The sequence below is a fragment of the Planococcus beijingensis genome (assembly GCF_016820615.1).
GTDB classification, from domain to species: domain Bacteria; phylum Bacillota; class Bacilli; order Bacillales_A; family Planococcaceae; genus Planococcus; species Planococcus notacanthi.
The window spans coordinates 20,534-33,069 of record NZ_JADHDZ010000003.1; the positions used below are offsets into that span (position 1 = coordinate 20,534).

The following is a 12,536-nucleotide window of genomic DNA, read 5'->3' on the forward strand; positions in this document are numbered from 1 at the left end:
ATGGCCCTTTATATCGGAATTCATCTGGCATTTTTAGGCTGGATCATCATCAACCGCCTGTTTCTTCCGGCGTTGCCGAAGCAACCGGAGCTTTCTGCAAGACCCCTGGTATCCGTTCTCGTGCCGATGCGGAATGAAGAGCGAAATGTCGAAGTCCTGATAAAATCCTTAAAGAATTCATCCTATGACCAGATGGAATTTATCCTTTTAAATGACCAATCAACAGATGGCACACAAAAAGAGCTGGAGCGCACAATCGAAGGTGATTCCCGGTTCACGATCCTGCAGGGTAAAGAACTTCCCGAAGGATGGGTCGGTAAAGTCCATGCCTGCCATCAGCTTCAGCAAGCCGCTTCCGGCGATTATTTATTGTTTGTCGATGCTGACGTGCGGTTCCGGCCGAAAGCGATTGAACAGTCCCTGGCATTAATGGAGCGAAAAAAAGCACACTTATTGACTGGTTTCCCCGCTTTTGATGTCGCTCCTTTTCTCAGCAAACTGCTCGTGCCGATGCTCCATTTTGTTATTTTATTTCATTTGCCGATTGCTTTGGCCAACTATACGAAATTTAAAGCCGCGACAGCCGCCAATGGCATGTGGATGATGTTTGAAAGAAACAGCTATCAAAAAATCGGCGGCCACGCGGCCGTCTATAACTCACTGGTCGAGGACGTCCATATTGCCCGGGAAATAAAAGCACATGGCTATAAGGTTGTATTGGCGAATATCACCATGTCAGTAAAATGCCGGATGTACGACACCAACACTGAAGTATGGGAAGGGTTTTTGAAGAACAGTTACGCTGGCATCGGACGGTCACCTTTTCTTGCAGGTGTGCTCATCCTTTTTTATTCAACCTTTTACATCCTTCCTCCTTTTTTGGCCCTTTACGGAGTATTTAATGGTTTATACTCATGGATGATCCCTTACGCATTGACAGTAGCACAGCGTTGGTATGTGGATATGGTCACCAATCAGCGCTGGTACTTATCGTTCCTGATTCCTCTCCAGGCAGCAGCGATGCTCGGAGTTTTGGTTGAATCGATGCGGAAATCCTTTAAAAAACAGCCCTATTCATGGAAAGGAAGGCATTATTCATGAAAAAAATTGTCATAGTCGGTGGCGGGTTAGGCGGACTTGCCTCCGCGGTCACGCTTGCCCACGCAGGGTTTGAAGTAGAGCTTTTTGAAAAGAATGATCATCTCGGCGGCAAACTGATGCCTGTGGAACTTGGGAGCTATACTTTTGATTTCGGTCCGAACACGATTACAATGCCGGCTGTCTTTGAAAAAGTCATTGCCCAAACTGGTGAAAATCCACAGGATTATTTGGACTTTATGCCTTTGGAAGTTCATACCCGAAATCATTTCCGGGACGGCAGTGCATTCGATTTCACCATTGACCAGGAAAAAATGATTCACCAGCTTCAGGAGTTCGACACCCATGCCGCAGAGAGATACCCTGCTTTTATCAAGGAAATTAGCCGTCTTTATAAATTCTCTGAACGCTATTTTTTCCCAGTGACCTTTCAGTCCTGGCGCGACTATTTGTCTCCTTCTCTCGGTTTCGCCTTGCTGCAGGTCCGTCCGGCAGAATCGATGCATCATTTTTTTCAAAGGTATTTCAAAAATCCTTTGCTGGTCCAGGCATTTGACCGGTACGCCACCTATATCGGATCCTCCCCTTACCGGGCACCTGCCACTTTCTCCATGATTGCTTATCTGGAATTGGTGGAAGGCGTCTATTACACAAAAGGTGGAAATACAGGTATTGCCAAAGCTTTCTCAGCTGTTGCCAGAAATTCCGGTGCTGTTCTGCAAACCGGAAAAGAAGTGACAAGAATACTTACTGATGACGGTCAGGCAAAAGGCATCGAGCTTAAAGATGGTACACGGGTCGACGCTGACCTGGTCATTTTAAACGGCGATTTGCTGTCGGCCTTTCCCGCTTTGGTCGAAGAAAAACATCGCCCATCGTTGTCTGATGCCAAAGTGGCAGCCTTTGAACCATCTATTTCGGCCTTTGTCATTACGGTCGGATTAACAGAACGTCTTGATGCCCTGAAGCATCATAACGTCTTTTTCTCTTCAGACTACCAGAAGGAATTCAGCGATTTATTCGATGCTTCCGCATACAGCGATGAGCCCACCGTCTATATCAGCAACTCTTCCTATACAGATCCAAGCGTATCACCTGATGGCGACAACCTGTTTATTCTGGTGAATGCACCTGCACTGACTAAAGAAGGACAGCTGCAGATTGATCCAGAAACATATAAAGAACGCATTTATGACTTTCTTCTAAGTTACGGAATCGATGTACGCAGTTATATCGCTGAAGAGAAAATCTTCACTCCAGCTTTTATTCGGGATAAGTTCGGCGCTTTCCGGGGAGCTTTATATGGCCCTTCTTCCAACCGCCCGAAAGATGCCTTTCTTCGCCCTCCTAATGCCAGCCGCGATATTCAAAATCTTTATTTCGTCGGCGGCAGCAGCCACCCCGGCGGCGGTTCGCCAATGGTAGTCTTGAGCGGTTTGAATGTAGCAAATAAGATAATCGCTAAATACAAAAAGACAGCTTCATCGAAATGATGAAGCTGTCTTTTTGTATTTAGAGAAGACAATAGGTGATGACGCTTTTCTCTATTGTCCAGCTCCAGCGCCCAGGTCCGACGGGCACTTCCGCTTTTTTCTTTACAAACAAGCCAATATGGCTTGTTTCGACTCTTCGGGCACATAATGTTTTTCGCGGAAGACATTGTATTGCTTCGAACGGATTGTGAAAAGAATTTCACGGTAGACAAGTGCAGCTCCTTTAACAGGGACTCTTGAAGACAAAGGATAATCCTGAATCGTTTCAAATGCTTTTTTGTAATGGAATTCGGCTTTTTCCGCCAATTCTTCCCAAACCGCAATGAATTGAGGACTGACAATTCCGGAACGGAGCTCATCTTCACACAATTCATACTTGCCCATAATCTCTTCAGGCAAATAGATGCGGCCTAATTCCAGATCTTCGCCGATATCACGCAGAATATTTGTGATCTGCATGGCATAGCCAAGTGAAATAGCGCCTTCTTTCAGGATACCTGTTTTACCGGGAGCCAATATCGGCAACAGCATGAGGCCAACTGTACTGGCCACATGATAGCTGTAGTTCAGCAACTCTTCCATTGTCCGATAGCGATGGATGGTCAAATCCATTTCTTGCCCTCTAATCAACCCGAAAAACGCATCCACGTCCATCTCGTAATTTTCAAAGACATGACCCAGTGCTACCCACATTGGATTATCATTGTCGTAGGCTCCTGTTAAAAATTCTTCGAAATCCACTTTGAATTGTTCAAGTTCTTCTTCTGAATTCAATCCTTCATCCACAATATCGTCTACAGTCCGGCAAAATGTGTAAACAGCCCAAACAGCTTTTCGTTTTTCCTTAGGGAGCAAGGAGAATGCTTTATAGAAACTTTTAGAATGCATAGCAATGACTTGTTCACAGGAAGCATAAGCATCTTTCAAATTCATCATACACTGCCCCTTTCCTTTGCAAAATCGCCTTGGATTTGCTCTGCCAGTAGCTTTGCCCCTTGCATGACGATTGGAATGCCTCCGCCAGGATGGACAGATGCACCTACTGCATACAAGCGATCGGTTTTGAACGGTTTGACTTGAGGACGGAAAACACCGGATTGGAACAATGTAGGGCCAATTCCGAAACTTCCTCCTTTGAACAGACCGAATGCTTCTGCCTCTGTAGGTGTCCGGACTTCCATCCATTCCACCGCTTCCCGGAAATTAGGAAAAGCTAAATCTTCCATGCGATCGATGATTTTTTCGATCCAGGCTGAATCATTTGCCCAATCGATATCCGTTCCTGAAGGAACCGGAACCAATACATAAAGGACACCCTTTCCTTCAGGAGCCAATGAATCATCTATCTTTGATGGATGAAAAGTATAAATTGCCGGATTTTCAGTTTTCCGTTTTTTCACAAACACATCATCCATATGGTCTTCGTAACTGTCACCGATGAAAAACTGATGGACATTTCCTTCTTCGTACACTTTGTTCAAGCCAAAATACAGCAATACACATCCTGAAGAGGCGGTATAACTTTTCTTTTTCTGCTCAGGCAATACTTTTTCAATACCTGGAAAATCGCCATTATAGACAATGCCATCAAACGCTTCATAGCCTTCTGCCGTTTCAATCCCTTTAGCTTTACCTTCTTTTGTAACAATTTGTTGAACTGCCGTATTTGTTTTGATGGTCAGATTATTACGTAACCGAAGTGCTTTTTCCAACGTTGGAATCAGGCTTCCATAACCGCCTTTCAAATAATATACCCCATGTTCGTGTTCACTGAAAGGGACAAGCGAGTACATAGCCGGCGCACGGAACGGGTCCCCACCGATATACAAAGATTGCAGCGAATAAGCCAACTGCAGCCGTTCGTCCCGAAAATAATTGGATGTCAGTTTTTTGACAGATTGCTGAGGTTTGAGCTTCAACAATTTCTTGACGTTTCCAGCGGTAAAGAAATCGGCTTTATTGACGAATGAATGCTCTAAGAATGAAGATTTGCCGATCTCAAACCGCTTGCGGCCTTCTGAAATATACCGAAGAAACCCTTCTTTTTCAGCCGGAAAAACGTTTTCAATTTCTTCCAACTGGCGATTGATATCAGGATACTTAGTATAAACAGTGCCATCCGAAAAGCGAATGGAATAAAGCGGATCACATAATAATAATTCGATATCTTCAGCAGGAATCCCTGCTTGCTGAAGCAGATCCTGAAACATCTCAGGCAATAATACAATGGTGGGCCCCTGATCTACTTTAAAGCCATCCCGCTCAACAAACGTTAAACGGCCTCCAAGCTTTTCCTCTTTTTCAAAAATCGTGACATCAAAGCCCATATTCGTTAAATACAAAGCGCCCATCATCCCGCCGACGCCTCCGCCAATCATTGCAATCTTCATGCAAAGCCCTCCAATGCAGGAAGCGGCAACACTGGGATCCCTTTTTTGCCATGCTGTTCAAGAATGCCATTGGCTGTGATGCGGGCCGATTCCAAAATGGTTGGCAATCCGCTTCCTGGATGTGTGCCGCCACCAACCAACCAGCAGTTTTTCAGTTCTTCAAATTTATTGTGGGGACGGAAGACCATCATTTGAGATAATTGATGGCCCAGATTGAACGTCGCTCCTTGATAGACTGAGTAATCTTCCTGCCAGCCCATCGGCGTCAACATTTTTTCAACTTCGATATGGTCGCGCAAATTCTTGAACTCTGTCTTTTCCTCAATAATATCCAACACCAGTTCACGGAAAGCATGTTGCTCGTTTTCCCAACCGATGTCACTGAAGTTATTCGGCACCGGGGCTAAAATGTACAAGGCTGATTTCCCTTCAGGCGCTAGCGTAGGGTCGGTAACGCTGGCATTTTGGACATAAATGGATGGATCTGCAGAAAGAATTTGCGTTTTTGTCATTTCTTCCACATTTTTCTTATAATCTTTTGAAAAGACAATCGTATGGTGGGAAAGATCGTATTTTTTATCAAGCCCTAAATAAAGCATAAACGTGGAACAGGAATATTTTTTCTTCGCCAATTTTTCAGGAGTGTACTTTTTCAAAATCCCTGGCTCGACCAAATGGTTCATGGCATGAGCGAAGTCACCGTTAATAATTACTTCATCCGCTTCTTTGCGTTGTCCATTTTCAAGGTCTACGCCTTTCACTTCACGATTTTCAATCCACAGCTTTTTGACTCCTGTGCTGGTGTGGATTCGGCCGCCCAGTTCTTCCACTACTTTTGCCATAGCCTGCGACAATTGATTTACCCCGCCGATCGGGTGATAAATGCCATACGCATGTTCCATGTAAGAAAGAATGGAAAAAGCCCCAGGGCATTCCCATGGCGACATACCGAGGTATTTGGATTGGAAAGCAAAGGCCATTTTCAGCCGTTCATCTTTAAAATACCGGGACAATACATCGTATAATGTTTTATTCACTTCGAGTTCAGGCAAAGCCTTCAATACTTTCGGCTGGACCATTCTGAAATAACTATCCATCTTGGTTTGCAGAATGGGAGACAGAGCTTCCAATTTCTTGCCGGTATCTTTCATGAACCGCTCGTATCCTTCGCCATCGCCTTTGAAGTTTTCATTGATTTGTTTTTTCATTTCTTGGTTATTTCGGGTCATAACCAAATTTTGATCTTCAAAAATCAATTCATACATGGGATCCAATTCAACGGCATCCATATAGTCTTTTAAGTTTCTGCCTGTTGCTTCAAACAACTCTTCCACTAAATGCAGCATGCTCAAAAAGGTAGGGCCTGTGTCAAAAGTAAAATCGCCAAGACGCAGTTCTGCATTTCGCCCTCCTACCCATGGCTGTTTTTCGTAGACATCCACTTGGTATCCTTTGCTGGCCAACAACATAGCTGCAGCTAATCCACCAGGCCCTGCCCCTATCACAATCATTCTCTCTGACATAAAGATGCCTCCATTTCAAATCGCCTTATATATTCTACATTAATTATACAAATATTATACCGCCTAACCTTAAAAAAGACTATTCATTTGAATTTACCCTATTTCCAATTTTTTTAAATCTTTCTGTGAAGTTACCCACCCGCAATTCTCCAGTAGTCAATTGCTGAACGCAAAAAAATCCGGCTCATTTTCATGAGCCGGATTTCACTTATTTCAATACTTTTAATTTAACGTTTTTGCGTCCCCATTTAAGCGCTTTGCTTTGGGTCGGAATAAAGACATCGATTTTTTTCCCTTTGATAGCACCGCCGGTATCACCTGCAACAGCGTATCCATAGCCTTCCACATGAACTTTCGTTCCTAAAGGTATAACTTTAGGATCCACTGCAATGACTTTCAGCCCCGGATTCTTTTTCAAGTTAATCCCTGTGCGTGTAATGCCTGAACATCCTTTACACGAAGCTGTATATGCAGTGGCGCTCACTGTGAATTCCTTTGCGACTGTTCCGCTTGTCGAACGTGAAGGAGTCGTTTTTTTCGAAACTGTTTTAGCAGCCGGTTTTTTCAACTTAAGTTTCTGTTTTGGATGAATCGTATTGGACTTTAAATTGTTCCAGATTTTCAAATTGCTGACTGATACTTTTTGAGATTTTGAAATTTTATATAATGTGTCCCCGCTTTTTACTGTATATACATTTGATGCCGCTGAACTTTGAATCGAAGTTGCTAGGAATAAAATCAGTGCAAAACTTAAGACTGCCAATAGTTTTTTCAATCTGCTATCCCCTTTGCTTTTTCTAAGTACAATTAAAATAGCACGGGAATATTACAGGCATGTAACAATAAAGGGCATGTTTCATTACAATACTGCTTCATTTTGTGACATATGAATTATGACGTCCTTATTTTAAACCTAAATTATGTAAAAAAACAAGACTCTTTATACCATTCCATATGGTACATCGTTTTTTTATTTCTTTGGAAATTAAAAAACTGCGAACCTTTTTTGGCTCGCAGTCCCAGCTTATTTGTTGGCTTTATGCACTTTTAGTGTTTTGCCTTTAACGGTTTTATCTTTCATCGCCTTCAAGACCATCGGGCCCTTGCCATTCAGAATATCAATGTATGTCACTGTATCCTGTATTTTAATAATCCCGATATCTTCAGCTGTCACTCCTGGAATGCTTGTTAATGTACCCACAAAGTCAAAAGCACGAAGTTTCTTTTTCTTGCCGCCATTGAAATACAACTTGAGGATATCTTTATTGACTTGCTCATTTTTGTTTTTCTTCAGCTTTGGACGGCTTTCAAGTTTCTCAGTGAAGTCCAGCATAGCTCCGTCCACTTCAGTCGGTGAAGGTGCCGTTCTGCGCGGAATTTCAAAACCGATGTACTCTTCTATCTCAGCCAGGAATTTGTCTTCATGTGGTGTCACAAATGAAATTGCTTTCCCTGTTTTTCCGGCACGTCCTGTGCGGCCTGCACGGTGTACATAGCTTTCTTTTTCCATCGGCAAGTCATAGTTGATGACGTGCGTAATGCTGTCGATATCAATCCCGCGGGCAGCAACATCAGTCGCCACCAAATAACGGAATTCACCTCGTTTAAAATCATTCATAACAGCAGTACGGTCTTCCTGCATCATGCCGCCGTGCAATTTATCACACGTGTAATAATGTTTTTCCAACTGTTCCATGACAAAATCGACATTGTCTTTGGTCCGGCAGAAAATGATGCAGCTGTCCGGATTCTCAACAATGGTCACATCCCGCAACAATGAGAATTTCTTTTGTTCCGCTACAACAAACAAGGAGTGATCGATTCGAGCGGTTAAAGTTTCCGTTGAAGCAATTTCAATATGCTTCGGATCAATCATGTATTTTTTTTGCAGATTTTCTACGTTTTCAGGCAATGTCGCTGAAAACAGCATAGTCATACGCTGTTTCGGCAATTTGTTGATGATTGCTTCCACTTGTTCCACAAAGCCCATATTCAACATTTCGTCTGCTTCATCAAGAACCAGGTATTCGATGCGTTCCAAGTTCAACGTACCACGTTCAATATGATCCAGCACACGGCCCGGCGTCCCAACAACCACATGGCATTTCTGCTTGAGTTCAGCCTGTTGGTAAGCAAAAGGCTGTTTGCCATAAACCGCCGCTGCTTTGATTCGTTTGAATCGGCCGATGTTCGTTATATCCTCTTTCACTTGATCCGCCAATTCCCGTGTCGGTGTCAAAATTAAGGCCTGGGGTTTGTTTTCTTCCCAGTCGACCAATTCGCAGATCGGAATTCCGAATGCAGCTGTCTTCCCGCTTCCTGTTTGAGACTTCACCGTTATATCAGTTTTTGAAAATGCGACAGGAAGGACTTTTCTTTGTACTTCTGTCGGTTCGGTATATCCAAGCCCCTCAAGAGCCTTCACGATCGGTTCACTTATGCCGTATTCTTTAAATTGTTTCGTATTCATGTTTGCTCTCCATCTCCGTTCAAAAATTTCAGGTTCTCCTATTATCGCACGGATTAGAAAATTCTGCTGTTAAACGATTATTAAGTTTTATCCCGCTCTAAAAATCGATGGTGCTGAAGAAAATTCCCATGTCTACGGTTTCCAGTTATTGATCCATCAAGCTCACTGAAACTTTAACATCCAAGGACTGGCTGCCGCCGCGATAAACCCCTTGCACCGGGCTGACATCATTATAATCCCGCCCTACGCCAACACGAATATGATTTTCCAGAGCTTCTACATTATTCGTTGGATCCAAACCTACCCAACCAATGCCAGGGACCATCACTTCCACCCATGCATGACTCGCAGCATCCCCGACAAGTGCCGAATTTTCCCCCACATACAAATAGCCGCTGACATAACGGGCCGGTATGTACTTGCTGCGAAGAATGCCGAGCATGACATGCGTGATGTCCTGGCAAACCCCTTTTCTTAATTCAAAAGATTCTTCCGCTTTTGTATTGACCGTCGTTGATTCACCGTCATAAGTGAAATGCTGGTGAATATACTCCATCACGTCGATCGCATATTGCACTGGATTTTTCATAATGCCCAGCTCACGGTCGATTTGGCTCATTTGCTCCATTGATAAATACGTATACGCTGTATTACTCAAAAAGGCCAGGTAATGTTCTCCGAATAATTGCGAATGAAAAATGGCACTCATTTCTGGCGAATAATCAATCCGATGAATAAAGGGACTTTTTTGGATGCTGACGATGGATGTCGTCTTCACTTCTAAATGCTGGTGATGCTCAGCAATAAAAAAGGTCTCTACATGGTTTCCCCAGATGTCGATATGCTCCTTAGTCAAGGAAGCCGGTGTAATTTCCGCCCGGTAGGACAATAAGCGTTGGCATTCATCCGTTCTCGGCTTTAGCCGGATCGAGTTCATGCTTTGGTCTACAATTGTTTCGTATTGAAAGATATTGGTATGCTCAACTTTATATTTCATAGATGTTATTCCTTTCGCGCCCATGCTCTGTGATTGGCTGGATTCCATCGGTTTGGTCTCGGAATCGCTTAAGTAATAGGTTTTCGAAAAAATCTGGCCAACTTCATTGCAGCCATTCTGAAAATCATTCAGAAAATCCATAATTTCGTCTGAGTTCAGTTCATCAATATTAATGGCTTCAAATTCTTCCTGGAGTTGGTCCAGTTTCGCATAAAGCTGCCATGAATAATGAGAAATTTTTCCGCCTTCCAACTCATCGATTGCTCTGCGGACATGCGTAAGGCAATAGCGGATCGAACGCGGAAAGTTCGTATCGGCAATCAGGAAAGTCAATACTTTCTTCGGGTTCATCTGTGGGGGATTCACTTTTAAATACGCATTATAGCCATTGGTCATCCGTAATGCAGCCAGCCAATAATAATAATCCTCCGATTGCGCTTCCAAAACCCGCTCTCTCGTACGTTCACAAACGACGTTTAAAATTCGGGCTGTCTTTTCTGCGCGTTCCAGCCATTTGGCGATTTTGATAATCTGGTAAGCGACTCCCCTCGACATGGAGGATTCCACGATTCCTTGTGTGGTCAGCGAGGTCAGCTTGACATGTTGAAGAAATTCACGTATTTCTTTGACAGTGCAGCTTTGCTGATCCATTTCCTGTAAAATCAAGTAACAGCCATTCCAGGCTTCCCAATAATCATCCGGAATGTGGTCCCGGCTGATTCTGGCGTTTTCACGGACGACTCTCACACAACTCGCTACGGAATTAAAATTGGCTTCTTCCATAGCCAAGTAGTGGACAAGCTGATCTTCCTGATAGCTTGGAAGGGACTTAATCTTTTCCATCGTTGCTGTCGAAGCGCATATTTCGTAAATCAATTTCCAATCGCTATCTCGAATCAACTCTTCGTCTGCCGCTTCAATCATCTGAAGCAATTGTACATCCAAAATACGGGCGTTGTTCTCTGCCCTCTCTACGTTTCTCGACATCCAATACAAAGAATTTGCCACGCGGCTCAGCATTAAGCGTCCCCCTCTTCTTCTCTTTTCTTAAACACCCATGTGTCTTTCCCGCCTCCGCCCTGCGAAGAATTCACAACCAAGGACCCTTCTTTTAAAGCAACACGTGAAAGCCCGCCCGGCATAACATGTGTGTCCACTCCCCGAACGACAAAAACCCTTAAGTCGACATGGCAAGGATAAAATTCTTCTCCTTGATACGCAGGGGCCCTGGACAGTTTAATGGTCGGCTGGGCAATGTACTGGTGAGGGGCTTCAATGATTTTTTCACGAAACTGTTCAATCAGTTCTTCTGATGCATGCGGTCCGACCAACATATCGTAGCCACCCGAAGCACCGACATTTTTTACCACCAATTCATGCAAGTGATCGAGCACCCACTCCCGCTCTTCCGGTTTATCCAATAGATAGGTTTTGACATTATCGATGATCGGTTCTTCATTCAAGTAATACCGGATCATCTCCGGCACATAGGCATAGATGGCTTTGTCGTCTGCCACTCCATTTCCAATGCCATTTAAAATCGCTACATTGCCTTTTCTGTAAGCCAGCAGCAACCCGGGAACACCCAGTGCAGATTCAGCGAGAAACGCTTCCGGGTCCAGATAATCGTCGTCTATCCGGCGGTAGATGATATCGACTCGTTTCAACCCCCGGATTGACTTCATGTAAACGATGTTCTTTTTAACAATCAGGTCTCGGCCTTCCACCAAATCGATGCCCATCTGCTGCGCTAGAAAGACATGATCATAATATGCGGAATTGTACATCCCAGGAGTCAGCAGAACAGCAAAGGCCTTGTCTTTTCTGGATTCCGGCGCATGGTCCAATATCGCCTGATGGAGATGGGAAAGCTGATGCTCGAGGGTATGAACCGATTGGCTGGCGAAAAACTCGGGGTAAACCTGACGCATGACGTACCGGTTTTGATACACATAAGACAACCCTGATGGATTACGCAAATTATCTTCAAGCACATGATATTTCCCGTTTTCATCACGGATCAAATCAATACCGGCTAGAAAAATATGATTTTTCAGCGGAATGTCGATGTCTTTTACCTGTTCGTCGTAATAATATGGATTCGCTTCAACTAAATGTCTGGGAACAATCCCATCCTTCAGGATGCGCTTATCGTGATAGACATCCTCCAAAAACTGATTGAGCGCTTCCGCGCGCTGGACCATTCCTTTTTCCACCACTTCCCACTCTTCAGATGGAATGATGATGGGCACAAAGTCAAAAGGCATGGTTCTTTCCGTTCCGACATTGTTGTTATAAACAGTGAAAGTGATGCCTTGCCTCAGAAAAGACAGTTGAGCTGTTTCATGTTTTTCACGCAGCTCATCTTTCGAAAACTTCTGAAGTACATCAAAAAATTTTTGGTAATGTGACTTCGGCTTTCCATTTGGTGTAAACATTTCATCAAAAAATGCCCCTGTCGAATACGTTTTAAACAAAGAGACAACCCCCTAATACGTAGAATATTCAGACAAAAATGAATGAAGAAAAAGCTATGCCGCTTCTGGAAACGCGCATAGCTTAACT

Annotated in this window: 9 protein-coding genes; 2 read left to right on the top strand and 7 right to left on the bottom strand. The window is 43.8% G+C overall.

Features of this window, described 5'->3' with window-relative positions:
• Positions 1-1,101: a glycosyltransferase family 2 protein gene (locus IRE19_RS08725; RefSeq protein ID WP_203340073.1), complete on the top strand. Its 1,101-nt coding sequence runs from the start codon at positions 1-3 to the stop codon at positions 1,099-1,101.
• Positions 1,098-2,591, top strand: a complete 1,494-nt coding sequence (locus IRE19_RS08730; protein ID WP_203340074.1) for a phytoene desaturase family protein — start codon at positions 1,098-1,100, stop codon at positions 2,589-2,591. Before IRE19_RS08725 ends, IRE19_RS08730 begins: the two co-directional genes overlap by 4 nt.
• A gap of 102 nt (positions 2,592-2,693) precedes the next feature.
• On the opposite strand, the gene IRE19_RS08735 is transcribed toward IRE19_RS08730, so the two are convergent.
• The 7 genes from IRE19_RS08735 to IRE19_RS08765 form a co-directional block, all read right to left on the bottom strand.
• The gene (locus IRE19_RS08735; RefSeq protein ID WP_191714903.1) at positions 2,694-3,527 is read right to left on the bottom strand and encodes a phytoene/squalene synthase family protein; all 834 of its coding nucleotides are present in this window, start codon (positions 3,525-3,527) and stop codon (positions 2,694-2,696) included.
• Complete coding sequence (locus IRE19_RS08740) at positions 3,524-4,981, bottom strand: phytoene desaturase family protein (protein ID WP_203340075.1); 1,458 nt, start codon at positions 4,979-4,981, stop codon at positions 3,524-3,526. Before IRE19_RS08740 ends, IRE19_RS08735 begins: the two co-directional genes overlap by 4 nt.
• Positions 4,978-6,504: a phytoene desaturase family protein gene (locus IRE19_RS08745; RefSeq protein ID WP_191714901.1), complete on the bottom strand. Its 1,527-nt coding sequence runs from the start codon at positions 6,502-6,504 to the stop codon at positions 4,978-4,980. Before IRE19_RS08745 ends, IRE19_RS08740 begins: the two co-directional genes overlap by 4 nt.
• A 208-nt stretch (positions 6,505-6,712) precedes the next feature.
• Positions 6,713-7,279: a 3D domain-containing protein gene (locus IRE19_RS08750; RefSeq protein ID WP_191714900.1), complete on the bottom strand. Its 567-nt coding sequence runs from the start codon at positions 7,277-7,279 to the stop codon at positions 6,713-6,715.
• 249 nt (positions 7,280-7,528) lie between these two features.
• Positions 7,529-8,974, bottom strand: coding sequence for a DEAD/DEAH box helicase (locus tag IRE19_RS08755; RefSeq protein ID WP_203340076.1), 1,446 nt, complete (start codon positions 8,972-8,974; stop codon positions 7,529-7,531).
• 145 nt (positions 8,975-9,119) lie between these two features.
• The gene (locus IRE19_RS08760) at positions 9,120-10,991 is read right to left on the bottom strand and encodes an alpha-E domain-containing protein (RefSeq protein ID WP_203340077.1); all 1,872 of its coding nucleotides are present in this window, start codon (positions 10,989-10,991) and stop codon (positions 9,120-9,122) included.
• Positions 10,991-12,448 (bottom strand): circularly permuted type 2 ATP-grasp protein, encoded by a 1,458-nt coding sequence (locus IRE19_RS08765; RefSeq protein WP_203340078.1) that lies wholly within the window; start codon positions 12,446-12,448, stop codon positions 10,991-10,993. The genes IRE19_RS08760 and IRE19_RS08765 overlap by 1 nt, the downstream gene beginning before the upstream one ends.
• Positions 12,449-12,536: the final 88 nt, after the last annotated feature.